Origin of the sequence: Coleofasciculus sp. G2-EDA-02 (assembly GCF_040226375.1) — a bacterium.
Classification (GTDB): Bacteria; Cyanobacteriota; Cyanobacteriia; order Cyanobacteriales; family Coleofasciculaceae; genus Coleofasciculus.
The window spans coordinates 20874-42434 of sequence record NZ_JAVKEW010000273.1; the positions used below are offsets into that span (position 1 = coordinate 20874).

29 protein-coding genes and 1 pseudogene are annotated in these 21561 nt (G+C 46.3%); 9 read left to right on the forward strand and 21 right to left on the reverse strand.

Translation table 11 applies throughout. The annotated features are described in order from the left end of the window. Positions 1 to 68 precede the first annotated feature (68 nt). The 18 genes and pseudogenes from rplO to rplC form a co-directional block, all read right to left on the reverse strand. Positions 69 to 518 (reverse strand): 50S ribosomal protein L15, encoded by a 450-nt coding sequence (gene rplO / locus RLO19_RS31275; RefSeq protein ID WP_446361725.1) that lies wholly within the window; start codon positions 516 to 518, stop codon positions 69 to 71. A gap of 103 nt (positions 519 to 621) precedes the next feature. Beyond that, complete coding sequence (gene rpsE / locus RLO19_RS31280) at positions 622 to 1143, reverse strand: 30S ribosomal protein S5 (RefSeq protein ID WP_446336562.1); 522 nt, start codon at positions 1141 to 1143, stop codon at positions 622 to 624. A gap of 24 nt (positions 1144 to 1167) precedes the next feature. Continuing rightward, positions 1168 to 1530 (reverse strand): 50S ribosomal protein L18, encoded by a 363-nt coding sequence (rplR, locus tag RLO19_RS31285; RefSeq protein WP_446361727.1) that lies wholly within the window; start codon positions 1528 to 1530, stop codon positions 1168 to 1170. Between the two features lie 2 nt (positions 1531 to 1532). Beyond that, positions 1533 to 2072, reverse strand: coding sequence for a 50S ribosomal protein L6 (gene rplF / locus RLO19_RS31290; RefSeq protein ID WP_446336560.1), 540 nt, complete (start codon positions 2070 to 2072; stop codon positions 1533 to 1535). 61 nt (positions 2073 to 2133) lie between these two features. Then, positions 2134 to 2535 (reverse strand): 30S ribosomal protein S8, encoded by a 402-nt coding sequence (rpsH, locus tag RLO19_RS31295; protein ID WP_446336559.1) that lies wholly within the window; start codon positions 2533 to 2535, stop codon positions 2134 to 2136. A 24-nt stretch (positions 2536 to 2559) separates the two neighbouring features. Continuing rightward, positions 2560 to 3105, reverse strand: coding sequence for a 50S ribosomal protein L5 (gene rplE / locus RLO19_RS31300; RefSeq protein ID WP_446336558.1), 546 nt, complete (start codon positions 3103 to 3105; stop codon positions 2560 to 2562). Positions 3106 to 3207: 102 nt separating this feature from the next. Beyond that, positions 3208 to 3558 (reverse strand): 50S ribosomal protein L24, encoded by a 351-nt coding sequence (rplX, locus tag RLO19_RS31305; RefSeq protein WP_446361729.1) that lies wholly within the window; start codon positions 3556 to 3558, stop codon positions 3208 to 3210. Further along, the gene (gene rplN, locus RLO19_RS31310; RefSeq protein ID WP_446336556.1) at positions 3558 to 3926 is read right to left on the reverse strand and encodes a 50S ribosomal protein L14; all 369 of its coding nucleotides are present in this window, start codon (positions 3924 to 3926) and stop codon (positions 3558 to 3560) included. Before rplN ends, rplX begins: the two co-directional genes overlap by 1 nt. A 175-nt stretch (positions 3927 to 4101) precedes the next feature. Continuing rightward, complete coding sequence (rpsQ, locus tag RLO19_RS31315) at positions 4102 to 4350, reverse strand: 30S ribosomal protein S17 (RefSeq protein WP_446336555.1); 249 nt, start codon at positions 4348 to 4350, stop codon at positions 4102 to 4104. A gap of 159 nt (positions 4351 to 4509) precedes the next feature. Beyond that, positions 4510 to 4734 (reverse strand): annotated as a pseudogene (gene rpmC / locus RLO19_RS31320) (50S ribosomal protein L29); the annotation flags it as partial. Positions 4735 to 4746: 12 nt separating this feature from the next. Beyond that, the gene (gene rplP, locus RLO19_RS31325; RefSeq protein WP_446336553.1) at positions 4747 to 5160 is read right to left on the reverse strand and encodes a 50S ribosomal protein L16; all 414 of its coding nucleotides are present in this window, start codon (positions 5158 to 5160) and stop codon (positions 4747 to 4749) included. Between the two features lie 83 nt (positions 5161 to 5243). Next, positions 5244 to 5969 (reverse strand): 30S ribosomal protein S3, encoded by a 726-nt coding sequence (rpsC, locus tag RLO19_RS31330; RefSeq protein WP_446336581.1) that lies wholly within the window; start codon positions 5967 to 5969, stop codon positions 5244 to 5246. A 59-nt stretch (positions 5970 to 6028) separates the two neighbouring features. Next, positions 6029 to 6391, reverse strand: a complete 363-nt coding sequence (gene rplV / locus RLO19_RS31335; protein ID WP_446336552.1) for a 50S ribosomal protein L22 — start codon at positions 6389 to 6391, stop codon at positions 6029 to 6031. A 69-nt stretch (positions 6392 to 6460) separates the two neighbouring features. After that, a complete protein-coding gene (gene rpsS, locus RLO19_RS31340; protein ID WP_446361731.1) occupies positions 6461 to 6736 on the reverse strand; it encodes a 30S ribosomal protein S19 in 276 nt (91 codons plus the stop codon). Between the two features lie 40 nt (positions 6737 to 6776). Then, positions 6777 to 7640, reverse strand: coding sequence for a 50S ribosomal protein L2 (gene rplB, locus RLO19_RS31345; protein ID WP_446361733.1), 864 nt, complete (start codon positions 7638 to 7640; stop codon positions 6777 to 6779). 156 nt (positions 7641 to 7796) lie between these two features. Continuing rightward, positions 7797 to 8099 carry a 50S ribosomal protein L23 gene (locus tag RLO19_RS31350; protein WP_446336549.1) on the reverse strand — a complete coding sequence of 101 codons (303 nt, stop codon included), beginning with the start codon at positions 8097 to 8099 and terminating at the stop codon, positions 7797 to 7799. Beyond that, positions 8092 to 8724, reverse strand: a complete 633-nt coding sequence (gene rplD / locus RLO19_RS31355; protein ID WP_446361735.1) for a 50S ribosomal protein L4 — start codon at positions 8722 to 8724, stop codon at positions 8092 to 8094. Before rplD ends, RLO19_RS31350 begins: the two co-directional genes overlap by 8 nt. Before the next feature lie 80 nt (positions 8725 to 8804). Next, entirely contained in the window at positions 8805 to 9443 is a 639-nt protein-coding gene (rplC, locus tag RLO19_RS31360; RefSeq protein WP_446361737.1) for a 50S ribosomal protein L3, read from the reverse strand. A 626-nt stretch (positions 9444 to 10069) separates the two neighbouring features. On the opposite strand from rplC, the gene RLO19_RS31365 reads away from it, so the two are divergent. After that, positions 10070 to 10516, forward strand: coding sequence for a DUF6932 family protein (locus RLO19_RS31365; protein ID WP_446361739.1), 447 nt, complete (start codon positions 10070 to 10072; stop codon positions 10514 to 10516). Further along, positions 10513 to 11022: a helix-turn-helix domain-containing protein gene (locus RLO19_RS31370; RefSeq protein ID WP_446361741.1), complete on the forward strand. Its 510-nt coding sequence runs from the start codon at positions 10513 to 10515 to the stop codon at positions 11020 to 11022. Before RLO19_RS31365 ends, RLO19_RS31370 begins: the two co-directional genes overlap by 4 nt. Before the next feature lie 284 nt (positions 11023 to 11306). On the opposite strand, the gene RLO19_RS31375 is transcribed toward RLO19_RS31370, so the two are convergent. Beyond that, the gene (locus RLO19_RS31375) at positions 11307 to 11480 is read right to left on the reverse strand and encodes a hypothetical protein (protein WP_446361743.1); all 174 of its coding nucleotides are present in this window, start codon (positions 11478 to 11480) and stop codon (positions 11307 to 11309) included. A gap of 57 nt (positions 11481 to 11537) precedes the next feature. On the opposite strand from RLO19_RS31375, the gene RLO19_RS31380 reads away from it, so the two are divergent. Further along, positions 11538 to 11891: a hypothetical protein gene (locus RLO19_RS31380; RefSeq protein WP_446361745.1), complete on the forward strand. Its 354-nt coding sequence runs from the start codon at positions 11538 to 11540 to the stop codon at positions 11889 to 11891. A 3-nt stretch (positions 11892 to 11894) separates the two neighbouring features. After that, a complete protein-coding gene (locus RLO19_RS31385) occupies positions 11895 to 12320 on the forward strand; it encodes an HNH endonuclease (RefSeq protein WP_446361747.1) in 426 nt (141 codons plus the stop codon). A 399-nt stretch (positions 12321 to 12719) separates the two neighbouring features. Here RLO19_RS31385 and RLO19_RS31390 read toward each other — a convergent pair whose 3' ends face one another. Next, positions 12720 to 12929: a hypothetical protein gene (locus tag RLO19_RS31390; RefSeq protein WP_446361748.1), complete on the reverse strand. Its 210-nt coding sequence runs from the start codon at positions 12927 to 12929 to the stop codon at positions 12720 to 12722. On the opposite strand from RLO19_RS31390, the gene RLO19_RS31395 reads away from it, so the two are divergent. Together RLO19_RS31395 and gyrA are read left to right on the forward strand one after the other, a co-directional pair. Further along, on the forward strand, positions 12916 to 13164 hold the full coding sequence (locus RLO19_RS31395) for a hypothetical protein (protein WP_446361750.1): 249 nt from the start codon (positions 12916 to 12918) through the stop codon (positions 13162 to 13164). The genes RLO19_RS31390 and RLO19_RS31395 overlap by 14 nt on opposite strands. 205 nt (positions 13165 to 13369) lie before the next feature. Beyond that, a complete protein-coding gene (gene gyrA, locus RLO19_RS31400; protein ID WP_446361752.1) occupies positions 13370 to 16000 on the forward strand; it encodes a DNA gyrase subunit A in 2631 nt (876 codons plus the stop codon). A 1185-nt stretch (positions 16001 to 17185) separates the two neighbouring features. Here the strand turns inward: gyrA and RLO19_RS31405 are convergent. Further along, positions 17186 to 17374: a hypothetical protein gene (locus tag RLO19_RS31405; protein WP_446361754.1), complete on the reverse strand. Its 189-nt coding sequence runs from the start codon at positions 17372 to 17374 to the stop codon at positions 17186 to 17188. Positions 17375 to 17491: 117 nt separating this feature from the next. Between RLO19_RS31405 and RLO19_RS31410 the strand changes: the two genes are divergently transcribed. Genes RLO19_RS31410 through RLO19_RS31420 form a run of 3 tightly spaced genes read left to right on the forward strand, consistent with a single transcriptional unit; the run spans position 17492 to position 21426 of the window. Then, positions 17492 to 18190: a hypothetical protein gene (locus tag RLO19_RS31410; RefSeq protein ID WP_446361756.1), complete on the forward strand. Its 699-nt coding sequence runs from the start codon at positions 17492 to 17494 to the stop codon at positions 18188 to 18190. A 39-nt stretch (positions 18191 to 18229) separates the two neighbouring features. Further along, on the forward strand, positions 18230 to 20248 hold the full coding sequence (locus tag RLO19_RS31415; protein WP_446361758.1) for a P-loop NTPase fold protein: 2019 nt from the start codon (positions 18230 to 18232) through the stop codon (positions 20246 to 20248). Between the two features lie 11 nt (positions 20249 to 20259). After that, positions 20260 to 21426 (forward strand): DUF1802 family protein, encoded by a 1167-nt coding sequence (locus RLO19_RS31420; RefSeq protein ID WP_446361760.1) that lies wholly within the window; start codon positions 20260 to 20262, stop codon positions 21424 to 21426. Positions 21427 to 21561: the final 135 nt, after the last annotated feature.

Here is a 21561-nt window from a genome sequence, read left to right on the forward strand (position 1 = left end):
CAAGACCTAACTGTATCTCTACTTTTCTCAACCTATTAGCAGCACCATTACCCGCCAACGCTAAAAAGTTACGCCTCAATCACTTCACAACTCCCACCAGCCGCCTCAATTTTTTGGCGGGCGCCAGTCGTGAAAGCAGCGGCTTTAACGTTTAGCGATACATTCAACTCCCCGTCACCCAGAATTTTCAACGGTCCGTCGTTAGTGGTGACGATACCCGCTTCCATCAGTGACGGTAAAGTCACCTCTGTACTGGCAGGGAGCGATGCTAACTTACCTACATTTATCGTAGTGTAATGTTTTGGGTGAATTACCGTAAAGTGTTTTAACTTAGGTAGGCGGCGATACAAGGGCATCTGACCCCCTTCAAAGCCCGGTCTTGTACCCCGACCCGATCGCGACTTTTGACCCCGCATGCCAAAGCCACAGCTAGCCCCTTGACCTGCGCTAATCCCGCGACCAACACGACGACGACGTTTCTTTGCACCAGCTTGGGGTGCTACAGTATGGATTCTCATAAATTTAGCTCGTGAAACTCAAAACTCTCTCATTTAGGGCGGGTTTTGGACAAAGGTTACTATTCATGGCGAAAAGCGAATCCCTAAACCCGCCCCTACACAATCAGACATAGAGCTTCTCAACATCAACCCCGCGTTCTTGAGCCACTTCGGCAAAAGTTCGCAGAGAATCTAGGGCGTTAATGGCAGCTCTAGCATTATTCAAGGGATTATTAGAACCCAATTGCTTGGCTAAAATATTACGAACCCCTGCCAATTCCAAAACCGTCCGCACTGCACCCCCAGCAATTACCCCTGTACCGGGTGCAGCGGGTCGCATCATCACCTTAGCACCGACAGCCGCCCCATTAGAGGGGTGAGGAATGGAATTAGACTTGGTTAAGGGAACGTCGATGATTTGCTTTTTGGCATCGACAACCCCTTTACGAACAGCGCCAATTACATCACTGGCTTTGCCCACACCAACGCCCACTTGACCGCGCTCGTTGCCAACAACAACAATGGCACGGAAACTTAATTTTTTACCGCCTTTAACCACCTTGCTAACTCGACGGATTTGAATAACCCGTTCTTGCCAGGTGCTTTCTTTTTCTTTAGCGCGGCTACTTTTGCGACGATTTGCCATAATTTAAATTTTGATCTACTTATTCTAGAAGTCTAACCCAGCTTCACGCGCCGCTTCTGCCAAAGCTTTCACACGACCATGATAAAGGTTTCCTCCCCGGTCAAAAACAACCTGAGATATGCCTTTTTCCAGCGCTCGCTGGGCAATTAACTGACCCACTTTAGTCGAGGCGTCACAGGTGGCACCTGATTTCAACTCTGACTTCAGTCCAGGTTCTAGAGTAGAAGCCGCCACTAGAGTATGTTGCTGATCATCGTCAATAATCTGCACATAAATGTGCTGATTTGAGCGAAAAACCGCCAATCTAGGACGTTCAGAACTACCTTGGACTGTCCGGCGAACGCGCCGATGTCTACGTCGGACTGATTCTTTACGAGTAAGTTTCATTGTTACTTCTTACCTGCTTTACCAGCTTTACGTCTAACCATTTCACCGGCATAGCGAATGCCTTTCCCTTTATAAACTTCAGGGGGGCGCACCGCCCGAATTTTAGCCGCTGTGTTGCCGACGATTTCTTTATTTATCCCGCTAACAATTACGTTGGTATTCCCTTCAACCGCTAGCTGCACGTCTTGGGGAGGGACAATTTCCACGGGTTTACTGTACCCCACATTCAGAATCAGGTTACGTCCTTGAACTTGGGCGCGATAACCGACCCCTTGGATTTCTAGACGCTTCTGAAAGCCTTGGGAAACCCCTTCTACCATATTGGCAACTAGGGTGCGAGATAATCCGTGGCGCTGACGGGCAAGTCGGGATTCATCCCGTCGTCGCACTTCAATTGTTTCTCCTTCTTGTTCAACTGTGACTTGTTTCGGCAGAACTCGTTGGAGTTCTCCTTTGGGTCCTTTTACAGTAACCTGTTGACCGTCAATGGTCACGGTCACTTTATTCGGAATTGTTATCGGGCGCTTGCCAATACGCGACATGATTTTATCCTCCTTACCAGGCAAAAGAATTTTCAGGTTTAAGAGGCTGATTTAAACAGCGCTACCAGATGTAACACAGCACTTCCCCACCGATTCCCTGTCGTCGGGCTTCCCGGTCTGTCATGATGCCACTGGACGTGGAAATAATCGCAATTCCAATACCACCGAGAACTCGCGGTAATTCCTTGCGGTTTTTGTAAACCCTCAGACCTGGTTTACTCACCCTTTTCAGCGCTCTGATAATGGGTTGGCGAGTTTTTCCTTTGTATTTCAACGAAATGACTATGTATTTTTTTACCCCTTCCCCAGCTTCTTCAAAATCGGCAATAAAGCCTTCTTCTTTTAATACATGGGCAATCGCCCGTGTCATTTTTGTTGCTGGGACATTTGTGGTTTGATGCCGCACCAAGCACGCATTCCGAATGCGGGTCAGCATATCTGCAATTGTGTCGTTTGCCGCCATTATTTCCTTCCTATACTTACAGGCTTATTTCTCCCGGAAAGGCATTCCCATCTCTTTGAGTAAAGCGCGACCCTCTTCATCGGTGTTTGCGGTTGTGATAATTGAAATATCCATGCCACGAATTTGATCGATACGGTCGTAGTCTATTTCCGGGAAAATCAGTTGTTCTCGGATGCCTAAGGTATAGTTACCGCGACCGTCGAAACTGCGGGGGCTGATCCCGCGAAAATCGCGAATTCGTGGCAAGGCTAAGTTAATTAAGCGATTCAAGAACGAGTACATCCGTTGCGATCGCAGGGTTACCATTATCCCCACAGGCATTCCTTGGCGGATTTTAAATCCCGCGATCGCTTTTTTGGCACGGGTGACCACGGGTTTTTGACCTGTAATGGTCGCCAGTTCACTCAATGATGATTCGAGTGCTTTAGCATTTTGAGATGCCTCTCCTAATCCCCGGTTGACGGTTATTTTGATCACACGGGGGACTTGATGGATATTTGTATACCCAAACTGTTCTTTAAGTTTGGGAACAATTGTTTCTTGATAGAGTGTTTTCAATTGGTCAGACATGGGGGTTATTCTTCTTTCCCTGGGCTTGGTCAGGGGCTATTTTTATTGATCCTTTGTCCTTTGTTTTTTGTCATTACCACAGAAGACGATTGACCAAGAAATTTAGTCAATAATTTCACCTGTTTTCTTCAGCATTCGTACCTTTCGTCCATCCTCAGTCAAGGTGTAACAGATCCGACTTGCCACCTTTTGCTTATTAGAATAAAGCATGACATTGGAACTGTGAATCGGAGATTCAACGGTCACAATTTGACCCGTTTCCCCTTCTTGCTGAGGCTTGACGTGTTTGGTTTTGACATTCACGCCTTTGACGATCACCTTGCTAATCTTAGGTAATATTTGCAGAATTTCTCCTACCTTACCTTTATCGTGACCACTAATCACTTGCACCGTGTCACCTTTTTTGATGTGCATTTTGTAACGCACAGGCGCATTTTTTGTCTTTTGAGCCATTAGAGTACCTCCGGAGCCAAGGACACAATTTTTGTGTAATTTCTGTCCCGCAGTTCTCGCGCCACAGGACCAAATACACGAGTTCCTCTAGGATTGCCATCGGCGTTAATAATCACAGCAGCGTTATCGTCAAAGCGAATACTCATCCCGCTTTCCCGACGCAATCCTTTGCGAGTGCGGACAATAACTGCCCGAACCACGTCGGACTTTTTGATTGCCATGTTAGGAATCGCATCCTTAACCACAGCAATAATCACGTCACCAACACTGCCGTAACGCCGATTTCCAGAACCGAGGACGCGGATGCACATCACTTTACGCGCACCGCTATTATCAGCCACATTTAAATACGTTTGTTGTTGAATCATGGGATTTCTACTCTTTAAGAGTTATGAGTTGTGAGGCACCTAGGGGCTCTTTTCACTATGATCGTTTCTCACCTGACCCAGATTTGACTCGTGCCCCCGACCGAGTATTTCAGCATTCGAGACAATTCCAAACCCAAAACCAGGTTCCCTCGATGTCGCGAAGGGTCAACACTCCTTAAGTTGAGGCACTATTAAGAATTTCCGTAACCTGCCAGCGTTTCGTGCGACTCAGAGGTCGTGTTTCTTGAATGCGGACGCGATCGCCTTCTTGGCAGCGATTTTCTTCATCGTGTGCCTTGTATCGCTTGGTATTGACAACGATTTTGCCGTATTTCGGGTGGGGCGATCGATTTTCGACAGCAACAACTACGGTTTTATCCATTTTGTTGCTCACCACCAAACCAACTCGTTCTTTAACTGCCATCGCGGTTTACTCCTCTTCTTTTGCCTCAGACTCAGATGGTGAGGATTCAGGGGTGACTTCAGTCGCCTCGGGTTCACTAACCGACTCTTCTACCTCGGCTTGAGGGGGTTGAGTCGTGGCTGTAGCGGTTGTCGCTACAGGGGCTGAATCGCTCACCATTGGTGGGGTTTTATCTTCAGAAACTGCTGCTAATTGCCGTTCTTGCGCCACCGTCATCATCTGAGCAATCCGATGTTTCAGATGCTTAAACTGATGGGGTTTTTCTAAGCGGCGGGTTGCTTGTTGCAACCGCAGTTCAAATAGCTCACGCTTGGCAGCTACAATTCCATCCGCTAATTCTTGATCGCTTAACGTTCTGGCGTCGTCTATTTTGGACAAAGGCATAACGTATACTACTTATTCCCCTTCACGGGTAATGAACTTCGTTTTAATGGGAAATTTGTTCGCCGCTAGACGCATGGCTTCGCGGGCAAGGGGTTCGGACACACCAGCGATTTCATACAGAACTCGACCCGGCTTAACCACAGCCACCCAATATTCAGGTGACCCTTTCCCCGAACCCATACGAGTTTCCGCGGGGCGCATGGTCACAGGTTTATCTGGAAATACTCGAATCCAGATTTTTCCACCCCGGCGAATATAGCGAGTCATCGCTCGACGACCGGCTTCAATTTGACGGGCAGTAATCCAGGAAGGTTCGATCGCTTGCAATCCAAAATCCCCAAAATTGAGGGAGTTACCGCGAGTCGCTTGACCTCTCATCCGCCCACGCTGCTGTTTGCGGAATTTTGTTCGTTTAGGACTTAACATAGTTATTTGGGTCCGTTATCAGTTAGTCGTGGTTGTTTATCATTTGCCCGTTGTCACCTCACCTTTGGACTTTGGACAAATAACTACTCATTGGAACGATCTTCAAATTGCTGGCGACGCCGTTGTTGGCGGCGACGGGGTTGCGCTGTCGCTGGTGGGGCGACTTCTTCTGTAGACGGAATGATTTCACCTTTGAAAATCCAGACTTTCACACCCAGAATCCCGTAGATGGTACTAGCGGTACGGTAGGAGTAATCAATATCCGCTCGTAGGGTATGCAAGGGAACTCGACCTTCACGAGTCCACTCCGTCCTCGCAATTTCAGCCCCATTTAGGCGACCACTGACTTGCACTTTGATCCCTTGGACATCTGCCCGTTGCGCCCGTTGAATGGCTTGACGGACAACTCGACGGAAGGACACACGGCGTTCTAACTGTTGGGCAATGTACTCAGCAATTAGCTCCGCATCGGCATCCACCCGGGCGACTTCAATGACATTGATGCGAATTTGACGATTACTCCCCAAAAGGTCTTGTAGACCTGTACGCAAGGATTCAATGCCACTCCCGCCACGACCAACCACGACACCGGGTCGAGCTGTATGGACTTCTAAATCAATTTGATCGGCTTTGCGTTCGATCCGAATTGTAGAAATTCCGGCGTTACTCAGGTTCTTTTCGACGTATTGTCGGATGATGTAGTCCTCTTGCAGGACTTCTGGGTAACGCTTGGTATCAGCAAACCAACAGGAGCGATGCTCTTGAGTTATACCTAAGCGAAAACCAATTGGATGAATTTTTTGTCCCACGAATCCTTCCTTTAGTTTGTATTTGTCCGTTGTCAATCGTGATCATTGATGATGATTGACTAGTCCTCAACTTGAGGTGAAACCGCCACCGTGATATGACAGGTTGGCTTGCGAATCTGATAAGCTCGACCTTGGGCTCTGGGGCGATAGCGCCTAAAGCTTGGTCCCATATCGGCAGAGGCATGGGTGATCACTAAGTTTGCCGGATCTAGACCCGCATTATGTTCGGCATTCGCCACGGCGGATCGTAGGACTTTCAGCACAGGTTCGCACGCCCGGTAAGGCATAAATTCCAGAATAATCAGGGCTTCACGGTAGGAACGCCCACGAATCTGATCGAGAACCCGCCTAACTTTAAAGGGGGACATGCGAATATAACGTGCGATCGCTTTGGTTTCTGCTGTTGTATCTATTGTCGCCATAGTTTTTGTGATCTCTAATGGGCAAGAGCGAGAGTCAACCTGCCAACTCCTCAAACGGCATTTTGCCGATTAACGCGCCCGGCGATCGCCCTTGGAATGACCGCGAAAGGTGCGAGTTGGGGCAAATTCGCCCAGTTTATGCCCCACCATCTGCTCATTGATAAAAACCGGCACATGGGTTTTCCCGTTATGAACGGCGATGGTGTGACCCACCATTTGCGGCAAAATGGTTGAGGCGCGTGACCAGGTTTTAATCACCTGCTTTTCGCCTTTACTGTTTAAAGCTTCAATCTTACTCAGAAGACTGTCGGCAATAAATGGACCTTTTTTTAAAGAACGACCCATAATCTAAACGTGGTTAATGGTCAATAATTGAATGCAAGCATTAAGCCTGACGTCCACCCCGTCCTCGCTTCGAGGATTTGCGCCGACGGCGGACAATTAAAGAGGTACTTTGTTTTTTTGGTTTGCGAGTTTTAGCTCCCAAAGTGGGTTTACCCCATGGTGTGACTGGACCGGATCTACCAATAGGCGCTCTGCCTTCACCACCACCGTGGGGGTGATCCACCGGGTTCATGACACTTCCTCTCACTTTGGGACGGCGTCCTAAGCGACGACTACGACCGGCTTTACCTAAACTTAGGTTACGATCCTCGCTATTCCCGACCTGGCCAATAGTGGCATAGCAGTTCCGCCGCACCAGGCGAACCTCCGTGGAGGGTAACTTCAGGGTGACATAGTTCCCTTCTTTGGCGACGACTTGGGCGCTAACCCCAGCCGCGCGGACGATTTGACCGCCTTTTCCGGGTACCAGTTCCACGTTATGCACGCTGGTTCCTAGAGGGATATTGCTCAGAGGTAAAGCGTTGCCAACTTCAATGGGAGCATCGGGTCCAGAAATTACAGACGCCCCCACTTCTAAACCAGCCGGATGCAGAATATAGCGTTTTTCGCCATCCTGATAGTAAAGCAGGGCAATCCGGGCATTGCGGTTGGGGTCATATTCAATGGCTGCTACTTTAGCCGGAATATTGTGCTTGCTCCGGTGAAAGTCGATGATGCGGTAGAGGCGCTTGTGTCCACCACCACGACGCCGACTGGTAATCACGCCCCTATTATTGCGACCTTTAGGACGGTGATTGGATGTAGTTAGTGATTTTTCGGGTTCACTGCGGGTAATCTCAGCAAAGTCTGAGATGGTCACCTGGCGGGTACTAGGTGTGTAGGGTCTATAACTACGAGTTCCCATAAAACTATCCTTTATTTGTCTTTCGTTATTGAAAACTCTTTCACTCGCTCAGGGCGGGTTTAGTTACATCTGGGTTAGGTAAGAAACGATAGTACTCAAACCCGCCCCTACATAAAACCAGATCCCTTGAGCCTAGCGCGTTGGGTCAACCTTGTTTTATACCTCTGGGAACAGCGTAATCGAGTCTCCAGAAGCTAAGGTGACAATTGCCCGTTTGTACTGGGGCTTGTAGCCGACAAATTTGCCGACGCGACGCTTTCTGCGAGGTGGCATTAAGGTGTTGACACCAGTAACTTTTACATCAAAAAGGCTTTCTATTGCCGCTTTGATTTCAGGTTTAGTGGCTTTGGGAACAACATCAAAGACGTATTTGTTATCTTCTAAGAGCAACGTGGCTTTTTCAGTAACAATTGGGCGAATCACCATGTCTGCCAATTCGCCGGGGTTGGATTTAATCACTGTAAACCTCCTGGATTGTGGCAAGGGCTGTATTGGTGGTGACGATTTTGTCCGCTTCTAATACGTCGTAGATATTTAAGCTGTTTGCATAAATTAGCTTAAGGCTTGGTACATTACGCGCTGACAAATAAACCTGCTGTTCCGGTTGGGGTAGAATTAACAGGACTTTTTGATTTGGATCAATTCCCCAACGCGCGATCGCCTCTAGCAAGTCTTTGGTTTTAGGACGGGTCAATTGATCGGCAAAATCTTCGACGACAATCAGATCCGCAGATCGACTCTGCAATGCTGTTCGCAGTGCCAAGCGCCGCTCTTTGCGGTTCATCTTCAGGCTATAGTCTCTGGGCTTAGGACCAAAGATGACGCCCCCGCCTCGCCACAAGGGTGAGCGGTTTGAGCCAGCCCGAGCGCGACCGGTGCCTTTTTGCCGCCACGGTTTACGTCCGCCACCTCTAACTTCAGCGCGGGTTTTTGTTGATGCTGTTCCTTGACGAGCATTAGCCTTTTGTCTAACTAATGCTCGATGAACAATGTGAGACGCACTATCTTCTTTAGCAACTTTCAGCTCTAGGGTTGCTTGTCCCACTTCTTCCCCTTGCCAGTTTCGTACTATACAATCGACCATAGTTTTTAGTCCTTAGTCTTTATTCTGGTTGTTCAAGATTCATCAGTGGGCATCAACAATGAGCCATGAACCCTGAATAACTATTTCCCGACTTTATTTGTGGGTGCAATGTTTAAAAGCGCTCCTGGCTTACCGGGAACTGCCCCTTTAATAATCAGCAGGTTTCGCTCTGCGTCTACGCGCACCACCTGTAATTTGCGAATGGTCTGACGTTTACCGCCATAACGACCCGCCATTTTCTTCCCAGGGAAGGTACGACCGGGCGTTGTTCCTGCGCCAGTGGAACCGGGTAAGCGGTGGTTTTTGGAACCATGCGCCATGGGTCCGCGCTTAAAGTTATGGCGTTTTTGATAGCCAGCAAAACCACGACCAATGGTCTTTCCAGAGATATCGACCAGTTGACCCGCACTAAATATTTCTACGTTTACAACTTGACCAAGTTGGAATTCGTCGTCTGTGCTATCTAGGCGATATTCACGCAGGTGACGTAAGGGGGGAGCCTCGGACTTGGCTAAATGCCCCTTTTCTGGCTTATTAACTGCCTTTTCTTTAACTTCGTGATAGCCCAGTTGCACAGCACTGTAGCCATCCGTTTGCTTGGTTTTGATTTGAGTCACCCGACAAGGACCCGCTTGAACGACTGTGACAGGAAGGGCGCGTCCTTCCTCGTCAAAGACTTGGGTCATGCCGAGTTTCGTGCCGAGGATACCGACAGACACTGGCTTCTCCTTTCTAGACGGTACAGCGAGGCAAATTTGGCGTGGATTCACTTGTGAATCCGCTAGTGCCTCAGCAGGTTATCTTCCTGACTAATCGACAGGGATTTCCTCGATTGAGGTTCATTCTTGCCTGGTTAGTTGTGGAAATTTGGGTTAGTACTGACTAACCGCGTCGCCTTTGAACGCTGGGACTTAAGGTGTTATCTCCTTAGTATCCCCACGAGGCGCAGTGCAAGTGCCAAAGGTCAGAAGCTGCCAGTACAAGAGCTATCTGGCTTTTTTATCTGAGTTCACTCTAGTTCTACAGTAGAACTAGCATACCTCAACTTGGTGGTTTGACTTGATAAATCCAAGACCACAGCTTCTGTTGACCTAAGTTGCGATCGAGTAAGTTCGCGATCGCGCAACTGGCAATTTGGTCACAATTGCTCATTATAGAATAATTCCTTGGCTTTGTCTAGGAAATTGGCTACAATTTTATCCATCCGAGCCAGCTCACCTCGAAAGCCGCACGCTCATTCACAATCCGGGGAACCCGCCAACCCGCCATGCAGCTGGTCTAAGCCTCCACCTTAAATGGTACGCTCAAAAGCTGGACAATTAATTTGTGGAACAGGTGTAAGGGAGTGATTCCAGACTTCGACGAAAACGGCAATCTACCACCAGGAGTGCATTTTTGCGAATGGGAGGAATTTGTAGAACGATTTGGAACCAATGCGCTTAGGTTGCGTTTAATACGGGGACTGCAAATGGCAATGGAGCAGCTAAAAGCAGCAGGTTGCCGGACAATGTATATCAATGGCAGCTTTGTTACCATCAAAGCAGACCCAGGGGATTTCGATGCCTGTTGGGATAGAGAAGAGGTAGATATAGACTATCTCAGAATTCATGCTCCTCGATTACTGAATCATTATGACCGTGCTGGACAGAAAGCTAAATATGGAGGTGAAATCTTTCCATCCGACCAACCCATCGGCAATTACGGAATGGATTCTTTTGAATTATTTCAGCAAGATAGAAAGTACAATAAAAAAGGGATTATTGCCATAGATTTAGTGAGGTGGAACTTATGATTAAAGATGAAAAAGAGTATACAGTTACTCAGGGGCTTATCGGAGAATTTGAAAAATCTATAGCCGCAACAGAGAGGGATGAAGCCAGGAAAACAAATGACCCTGACGGCTGGGAGCTGATGAGAAGTTCATTACAATCTCATCTCGATAAATTAAAAGCAGAAATCGCTGAATATGAAAGACTTACATCCCACGATCGCCACAGCCCTATCGTACTGAAGCTCGACGATCTTGACTATTTCCCGCAAGTTTTAATTAAAGCGCGTATGGCGGCTAAACTCAGCCATCAAGAACTAGCGAACTTAGCTGGACTGACGGAAGAGCAAATCAAACGCTATGAAGGTAATGATTACGAAGATGCCAGTTTCCTGGATGTCAGATTTGTGATTGATGCCCTAGATATTAAAATTCAAAACGGGGAGTTTTTAATTCCTTTAGATACGCTGATAAGAACCCCAATTACTAAAGAAGAATTGCTAACGTCTCATACAAGAAATCTGGATTGATTGTTTAGTTTGGTAAAGTTAAATTTTTAAGGTTATCTTCTATGAAGCTGCGTGATTGGTTTAAATATTCAGACAGGGAAAAGCCTCCTTACAATCCTACGGCTGGTACTTCAATAACTGTTGAAAGTTTTTGGCGACTATTCCCAATATAGAGATATTAAGCTATATGCTTTAGCTCGATTAATGGGAGCGTCAACAATTCCCGAAACGCCAAGAGCTGGCTGGAATTTCTGTGTTGATGCTGTTGGAAATTGTTTATGTTCAATTGCTGGTATCCTGGAAAGTTAATTGGACTTTGGGCAAAAGGCTGTAATCGGGCGATGCTCAACCTCAGACACTATCTCCCACTTGTCAGACGTACCTAAATAGAACCCCTGAGTTGTCCCCACCCAAACCAATTCCGACTCATCACCCGGAATTGCCAACAGCGATCGCCACACCAAATCTGCCCAACCCAATTAGTGCGATAAGTTAAAATGAGGCTGAATACTTTGGCAAATATTTAAATTCAGAGAATGCAGATTAGCGTTGAAGTCTCAGATGAGTTGGCACTCCGATTGAGTCCACTGCAAGATCAGTTGCCGCAGATTTTAGAACTAGGGTTGCGGGAATGGAATGGGGATGCTCAATCTGGATTTTCTGGACTGACAGACGTTTTGGAGTTTTTGGCAAATCTGCCAATTCCAGAGGAAATTTTGGCACTGAAGCCATCTCCGGTGTTGCAGCAGCACATTGAACACCTGCTAGAAAAGAATCGGACAATCGGGTTAACAGCCCAAGAGGAGCGATTGTGGCAGCAGTATGAATATGTTGAACATTTGGTACGGATAGCTAAGGCGAAGGCATTGCTGAAGCTTAAGGCAACATAAAGGATGAGCAAAGCTTATGTTTCTGCGGCAGTCAGACGCTTAGTCTATGAACGTGCTAACCATGCTTGTGAGTATTGCTTAATGCCTGAAATTGCGGTTCTGGTGTCCCATGAAATCGATCATGTGATTGCCGAAAAGCATTGTGGACAAACGGATGAAAATAATTTGGCGTTAGCCTGTACGATTTGCAATAAGTACAAGGGGAGTGATTTGGCTTCGATTGATCCTAGTAATGGAGAAATTGTCAGGTTATATCATCCTCGTTGCGATCACTGGCGTGAGCATTTCCAACTAGAAGAGGGCGAAATTATGCCCCTAACTTCGATTGGACGGGTGACAGTACGCTTGTTACAGATGAATCGTCCTGAGCGGGTGGAGGAACGGAAGTTGCTGTCACAAGCAAATGTTTTGAATGTACCTGAATCTTGAAGCGATCGCCTAATCTCACCCACCTTACCCAACCTGACGCTGACTGTTGAGATATTGGTGAGTGCGCTGCGTAATTCTGAACTGACTGAACCTCTGAAAACTCAAGTTTTAATGAAAATTGACACTATACTATATAAGGGGCATTCTGTGATCAGAATTACCATTCCATCTCAAGCTAAGGTGTCATTCGTCGGAGAAATAGCTTTTACGAGGGAGAACTCTTCTACGGTAGAAGCAAAAGAACCAAAAGTAATTGCTGCCCATGAGCGTTTTCAGAAGTAAAAATTGCCATAAAATATGATTTTATACTCTACCTTCACGTTGAATCGGCTTAATTATATAGAAAATATTTAGGGGCGCACGTCGGTGCGCCCCTACGAATCATGTTTGTAATGCTCACTATTTTTTGGCTAGATCAGGAATAACTAACATAAAAAGAATACCGAACACAATAACCGCAATAGCTTGTTCTGTGGTCAGTAGATTGGGTCTTACCAGATACAAGACAGCAAAGGCAAGCAACCCAATTGTTAGATTCCGAGACATCAGTCCGGGCGCTACTAGGGTGGCAATGATGCAAAACGCGATTATCGCAATGGCTACTTCCATGATTCCTGTTTCCTTGTTTCGGGTAATTACAGGGCGTTTAGCAAGGCAGAAAGCCCAACCGATCGCCTACTATCAATCAGCCTTTACCTGTGACCCGATTCCTCATGGACAAGCCCTGCCTGTTTCTGTCGGGCTGGCTTGTGTACAGATCTCCCTGTACGCCACAGGGTACGAGTTAACTCTAAACTATCTCAAAACGGCTCATAAGTCAGTAGTGAGTAACTGCTCATCTTGACTTTACGCGATCGCACCCCCCCGAAAACACGTCTATCCCCTACCCCAATAAGGCTTTCCCTGACTCCGAGTCCGGGTAAACTTGTGTTAAAATATTAAAAGAAAGTAGCACATTTTAGCAACTATTTGGGTTAAACATAGCGGTTTAGCTCACTTTTTGCGCTTTTTTTGCCTAAATCCTGAATTTTTATGGAGTTTTTCGTTCTATGAGTACCTCCCAGGAGCGGATTGTCCCGACAAATCTTCGCAACGAAATGTCTAGGTCATACCTAGAATATGCCATGAGCGTCATCGTGGGTCGGGCGCTACCCGATGCGAGGGATGGACTCAAGCCAGTACACCGGCGGATTCTCTATGCAATGCATGAACTGGGACTCAGCCCAGATCGCCCCTTCCGGAAATGCGCCCGTGTTGTGGGTGAAGTCTTAGGGAAATATCACCCCCACGGCGATACAGCGGTTTACGATGCCTTAGTTCGCATGGCGCAGGATTTCTCCATGCGATCGCCCCTAATTAACGGACATGGTAACTTTGGCTCGGTGGATAATGACCCACCAGCGGCAATGCGTTACACAGAATGCCGCTTGCAATCCTTAGCCACAGATGCCCTACTCCGGGACATTGAGTCAGAAACCGTCGATTTCCTGGATAACTTCGATGGATCACAACAAGAACCCATCGTTCTCCCCGCCCGGGTTCCCCAGATACTCCTAAATGGATCATCGGGTATTGCCGTTGGTATGGCAACCAATATCCCTCCCCATAATTTGGGTGAATTGGTGGATGGCTTAGTCGCCCTCATCCATAACCCAGAAATCACCGAAAAAGAATTGATGCGGTATATTCCCGCCCCTGACTTTCCCACCGGCGGTCAAATCTTGGGCAGATCTGGCATCAAAGACGCCTACACCACCGGGCGCGGCTCAATCACCATGCGGGGTGTGGCGCAAGTTGAAACCATAGAACACCGGGGACGCCCTGATAAAGAAGCGATTATTGTCACCGAATTGCCCTACCAAACCAATAAAGCGGCACTGATTGAAAAAATTGCCGAACTGGTTAATGATAAGCGCATTGAAGGCATTTCCGATATTCGGGATGAAAGCGATCGCCAGGGAATGCGGATAGTGATTGAACTGAAGCGGGATGCCTATCCCCGTGTGGTTCTCAACAATCTCTACAAGCAAACTCCCATCCAAAGCAATTTTGGTGCCAACATGCTGGCATTAGTTGGGAATGAACCCCAACTATTGACCATCAAACAGTTCCTCGAAGTCTTCCTCGAGTTCCGCATTGAAACAATTACCCGGCGTACCCAATACGAACTTCGCAAAGCCGAGGAACGGGATCATCTGTTGCAAGGGTTACTCATTGCCCTGGATAACTTAGATGCGGTAATCGCTGTAATTCGGGCTGCTGCTGATACGGCGATAGCCAAGAGTCAATTAATTGACCAATTTGGACTTTCCGAAGCTCAAGCTGATGCCATTTTGCAAATGCAACTGCGACGCTTGACGGCATTAGAAGCCCAGAAAATTCAAGCGGAACATGAAGAGTTACAAGTTCGCATTGCGGATCTGCAAGATATTCTGGCGAATCGACAGCGCATCCTAGAAATTATCGAAACCGAAGCGCTTCAGATCAAAACTACCCATGGTACACCTCGCCGCACGGTGATTCAAGAGGTGGAAGGGGAACTGGATGATATTGACCTAATCGCCAATGAAAAAGCGATAATTTTAGTCACGGAACAAGGGTATATCAAACGGATGCCCATTCACTCCTTTGCTGCCCAATCTCGGGCAACCCGGGGCAAAGCCGCCGCCCGGATTAAGGAGGATGACGGGGTTGAGCATTTCCTGAGTTGCTGTGATCACGACACCCTACTATTTTTTAGCGATCGCGGTGTGGTTTACTCCCTACGCGCCTACCAAATCCCCGCCACATCTCGTACCGCCAGAGGGGTACCGATCGTGCAAATGCTGCCGATTCCCCACAATGAAAAAATTACCTCGGTTGTACCGGTTAGTGAGTTCACCGATGATGTGTATTTGGTGATGTTAACCCGCAAAGGGTATATCAAAAAAACGGCGTTGGATGCCTTTAGTAATATTCGGGCAAATGGTTTAATTGCCATTTCTCTAGGTGAGGGCGATCAACTGCGCTGGGTGCGTCTATGCCGAGCTGAAGATAGTATTATCATTGGTTCGAGTAAGGGCATGGCAATTCATTTTAAAGCCGATCATGACCAACTCCGTCCCCTGGGTCGGGCTACACGGGGGGTTAAGGCGATGAAGTTGCGCTCTAAGGATGAGTTGATCAGTATGGATATTCTCCCGGCTCAAGTTGTGGAGAGACTGATTGCTACAGCCGATGAAGAGGCGGAAATGGAAGACGATACCAGCAGCAGTGATGAACTCAATGGGGAAGACGATACCAGCAGCAGTGATGAACTCAATGGGGAAGAGATTCACGAAACCGCCGGTCAAGGACCCTGGGTTTTGGTGGTTACCACAGGGGGTTTAGGCAAGCGAGTGCCAGTGTCTCAATTCCGACTGCAAAATCGCGCCGGAATGGGATTAGTGACGATTAAGTTCCGCCATAGCAAAGATAAACTCGCTGCGTTGCGGGTGGTGAATGAAGGGGATGAATTGATGGTGGTGACGATGCGAGGCATTATTATTCGCCAAGCCATTGATGCCATTTCCCCTCAATCCCGAATGGCGACAGGGATACGAGTACAACGCTTAGATGAGGAGGATGCGATCGCAGCGGTGGCGTTAGTTCCTCTATCTGGTTCGGAGGAAGAAGCTGAAGCATTGGATGAAGCGTTGTAGCCTCCATTAGGAAACAGGAAACAGCTGGTGCGATCGCTGTTTTCTACCTCTAATACCAAATCCGCCTTTGGAACCCCTTTTTTGCCCTGGCGACTAGAAGTCGCAGCTACACAAACAAAGTCCGCCTGCGCGGACTAGCTTATAAAGGGGGTGGCTAACCCGGATTTGGTATAAGAGAGAAAAACCTGAACTATAGCAACCGCCATAGCTGTTAGGACACATCATTTATGTAGAGACGTTGCATGCAACGTCTCTACAAGGGTGCCTTTGTCCTAATCGATGTGTCTACTATAAATTTATTAATTTTGCTGGAAATGCTAAAACAACAGCAGCACTTCCGATTGACTGGCTGAGTGATTTCCTCATCTTGGTGATTCTCTGTGGAGTTGCACTGAATTCAAGTTTCAGTTGCCTTGCTCCCCATTCACTATCTTAGGAAATATCAGCGTCTAAATGGTGTGCTGCTGCTGTTTTTAGATGAGACAGATCGGTTGATTTAGCCAGCGTTTTTACCTCTTGATTTCAATCTAAACGTTGCTTTTGTATCTGTCCGGTGAAGCTTTATTTGCTTCATAGTTCTACTTTACCACTTTTGATTTAAAGGACAAGGGAATGATACGTAAGTTTACTTTTATGGGGAGAAATGTTAACTTAGATTACTGTGTTCACGATTCAGATATCCTTGAATTTAATCTAGGATCAGAGTTTTCCTTCTAGCGATCGCACACACAAAGCAGAGGGCGATACGATCAAATTGAATGGATGAGAATTGTTAATTAATGCCAGAGAGTCGCCCCTACCAAAATTGAAATGCACTTGGAGCGTTTTCTGTATTAGTCTTGGCTGGAAATGCTAAAACAACAGCAGCACTTCCGATTGACTAGCTGAGCGATTTCCTCATCTTGATGATTCTCTGTGGAGTTGCACTGAATTCAAGTTTCAGTTGCCTTGCTCCCCATTCACTATCTTAGGAAATATCAGCGTCTAAATGGTGTGCTGCTGTTGTTTTTAGATGAGACAGATCAGTTGATTTAGCCAGCGTTTTTACCTCTTGATTTAAATCTAAACGTTGCTTTTGTATCTGTCCGGTGAAGCTTTATTTGCTTCATATTTTTACTTTAGCACTCTCAAATTGAAAAACCAGTAAATGATATGTAAGTTAACATTTCTCCGGAAAATATTAACTTAGGTTACGATTATGGGCGGCGATTGAGAGGAGGCAATCATCCGAGACAAAGTTAAAACAGGATTAATTTGAGCCGTTGAGTCTTTGGATTCAGCGAAAATACTTAGAAGCGTTTTGCCCAGCATCTGATCGAATAAAGGCAGAAGGTTCCAAGACAGATAGTAGAAGGGATTTATCCGGATGTTCATTAGGCTGTACTCATATACCGATCCCCCCTGCATTGGCAAGTGGCTAGAGGATGGGGTTAGGATAACAAGAGGAGATTTTTACAAAAGTTAATTTACATGATAGATAGGGTAACAACGATGTCGAACGATGTTGAGGCGAAGGCTAAGGAAATCCGCCTACTGCTTTACTTGTGGGATCTGGGGGGTTCGGATGTTAAGAGGGGTGAATTGACTAAACGACTGAAACGGAAGAAGGAGACAGCCGCCGATTATCAGGATAGTTATCAGCAGTTAGAAGATAAGGGTGCGATCGCGCTTTCTCGGTATAAAGTCTCTCTGGTACAGCCGAAGGGACTTCAGATGCTGGAAGAGGGGTTGAAGAGTGAGGCGTTTGAGTTTGAGAGTCAGATTGGCGCGAAAACCGCGAATGCGTTACTTAAATGGATTCGAGAACAAGGTATATCGGCGGGTACAGTTAGTGATGGCGCTGTTACAGCCGGGAAGACTGGGGAGAGTGCGATTGAGCAAAGCTCAGCGCCAAAGGCGATCGCGTCTTATGATCAGTTTAAGCAGGTGGCGCTGGATATCTACGATCAGCTTAACCGCGACAATAACCTAGATTATATGGTACCGATTTATCGGATACGGCGGACAATTAGCGATCGCGTCTCTCGTTCCCAGTTCAACGACTGGATGCTGGAAATGCAGGCGAATGACATCTTCCAGCTAATGGGGGGAGAGGTTTTAAACGTTACCCCTGATCAATTAGAGGACTCAATTACTCCGCCAGTCGGAAAATTGCGTTACTTTGCCAAGCTTGTGAATGCTGAAGCCTAATTGAAACCACTTGCTGTTTGTTCCTTCACCTGAATGATCATGACTGATTTATCCGTTTCACCGATTGAAGAAATCAATGCTGCTATCGAAGACTACAATCCGTTCAACAGTGCAGCCATTGATAAAGTCCAAAGTGTTTGGGGTAAAGGATTCCCTGATTTAAATACTCTCAATGCTCACGCTTCTCAAAAAGTTTTGGAGGTAATCAAGCAGGTTAAAACCAGCTCAGATAGTAAAGATAAGGTAGCCACTTTAGTTGTGACTGGCGATATCGGTTCAGGGAAAAGTCAACTCATTGGTCGCCTGCGCCGTCGTGTCATTGGTGATGGTAGTGCTGTATTTATCTATGTTAACACGGGCAAGTATGGTGACTTAAATCTGTTGAGACATCAATTTCTACAAACGTTGGTGGAAAACTTGGCGCGAATTGGCAGTCAAGGCGTTACACAATGGCAGGAAGTGGCGGCGGCTATGGCAAATGCCAGTAATTCCAGTGGTCAGAAAACTGCCGCAGCAACAATCGTTAATAATTTTGATAAAGCCTATGCCAAAGCTTTACAAAATAACCAAAATCTGATAAAGAAATTGAGTACCCAGATTCTCAAAATCAAGCCGGATGCTGACCCATATATTCTCAGGGCGATTTTGTGGACTCTTTCAGAAATGTATGCCCCCTATGCCATTGAATGGTTAGCTGGTAATGAGCTAGATCAAGAAACGGCTAACTCTATGGGTTTGCCAACCAATGCTGGTAAGACATCTCAAGAACAAGAAGCAGAAGCTCTGGGTAATATACAACAAATCTTGCGGTTAGTGAGTGACCATAAAGCTGTGCTGATTTGTTTTGATGAATTGGAAACCCAAGGAATATTATCTGAAGATGGGTTTACTAAAGCACAGGTAATTGTCCGCTTAGTTAAAGACCTTTACGATAATCTAGAACAGTCAGATATTGGCAAAGGTATAGTAATGTTGACGGTAATGTTCCAGTCAACTTGGTATGCCGAAATATCTTCTAATATCTATCAAACTGGTACTGGTGGTAGCGTGAGAGATCGGTTGTCAACTGCTACTCAAGGAAACCCAATAAGTTTAAAACCTCTTAATAGCCAATCTCTTGTTGATTTAGTTGCCTTGTGGTTGCAAAAAGAGCTATATGAGCCTCGCGGTTTAAAACCTCATGATCCAGTTTATCCGTTTACAGAAAGCCAACTCAGAGATATTGGCAAAAATAAGCCGACTGTACGGGAAGCTTTAGATTGGTGTGCTAAGAATTATCGCCCCAATGTTCCTATATCACTAGAAGAGAGATTTAAAAGAGCTGTTAAAGCCTCAAAAGAGGCAGACATGGGAGATTATTTAGAGGACAATGATAAAATTGCTGATGCTCTACGTTTTGGCTTTGAGCAGTTGATAGGTGAAACATTGGAAGGGGAAACATTAACCGGGCAAAAATTACGGCAACTAACAATTGAAAGCGTTGATACTGATATCCAAGTCGTCAACTCAAAGGCTACTCCCAAGAATCTATCCAACCAAGGTTACATTAATTTTAAGGTTGTTGGCAATGAAGATGACAAAAATTTTGTCATTGGTGTAGCCGTGATTCAAAAAGGCAACGCGGCTGCACTAGGAGCGGGATTAAGGCGCTTAACGGCATACGAACGGTTTGGTTTAACTCGCGGTTGTTTAGTTCGCTCGAAAAACAAAAAAATTAACAATCGAGTACAGGCTTATAAGTTACTGGAGAAACTCATATCTAAAGCTCAGGGAGGAGAATGGGCGTATCTGGAAGCTGAACAGATTAGACCTCTGATTGACCTGTATTCTGTTTATCAAAACTGTGAGACATATCAGCTTACTCAAAAGCAGGTGGTAGAATTTTTAAAACCCCAAATTTTAGAGAATCCGCTACTGCGAGAAATCCTCAGCGATCCTTCTGGTGAAATTGATGCAGAGACTATCGAGGATGAAGAACTCTTTGGAACACTGTTCGATGAATCTAGCGCTGATGATACAGCCGATGATGACGACCTAAATGACCTATTCGTAGCATAGGAACATAAATTATGCTGCCAATCGCCCTACGTCTACCCGCCCCAGATATCGAAGCCTTAATCGAAGGACGCTCAATCGCCATTATCCCTCGAATATTCGTGAATCCGGGACGACAATTTGCTCTCTATCCCTCAGATACATCCAGTAACGCTCTGCCTATTGAACAATATTATCGCTCTAATTTTATCCCCAACGCCCAAAAAACTCTGGCTGAACTCGGTTCTGAAACCGTTCTAATTAAAGCCTGGGCAAAATGCGAACGTTGTCAAGTCTTGGATGATTCAGAATCCCTTGATTTCTTATCTCACTTAACCGTATGGACAAAAGCCGGATTAGAGGAAACTCGTGTAAAACGGGGTCATATTTTTTTAGCTTACCTGCGGGTTTATCGACTTCCGCAACCGATTGAAATTCCTGTACATCCGAGTCCCCGATTTATTCCTCTCCCCCAACCTTTAACCGTTACTCAAGACACACCCGTTTTGAGTCAAACCTTCTTTGAACAGCGCTGTCGCCAGATGGAAAAACGACAGCCGCCTCAGCATCCGGAATTGGAAGAATTACAGAGTGCGATCGCGTCATTATCAAACAATAATCTAGCGGCTAAAGAACTCGACCAAGATATCAAACAATTCTTAGGTTGGAGTAGCCAATCAATCGGGACATTTGACTCTGATTTCATCTGGATTAAAACAATCGCCGAAGTGGGTAACTCTAGCGATGGTCATACATTTGAAAAACTGGTACGGAAAAGCTTACTGAAGCTAGGATTTACCAACTCTAGCACAAATCCCCAAATTAGCCTTGACCCTGAAGCAACCGGAGGGGCGGGCGGTTTAGATTTTTATTGTGAAACGCCCTATCCGGTTGTCGGAGAGTGTAAATCAACAAAGAGTGAAAGAGTACCCGATGGAACACCCGCCCAACTGATTAAATTGGGGTATAAACATTTGCAAAACCACTTTGATGATTGTCTTAAATTAATCGTAGCAGGGGGTGAACTGACAAAACCTGCTTTAAAAACAGCACAGGGAAATAAAATAAGCGTGATTCGTCCAGAAACTCTCCAACATCTTGTGGAATTGCAAGCCCAGCATAAGGGTGCGATAGACTTACTGAAACTCAAAGCCTGCTTGCAAGATGCCTATGGATTAGCCGATGATAAAATTGAGCAATAAGCTGCTACGCAGCTTAATTGTATAATATAAAGACAAGGTAAAGAGCGCGGTCGCCAGGATATGCCAGCTAAAAATCATCTGTCTCAAGAGCAGAAAGAAAGACTGATTAAACTCCTAAAGGAAGCTAATGAGTAT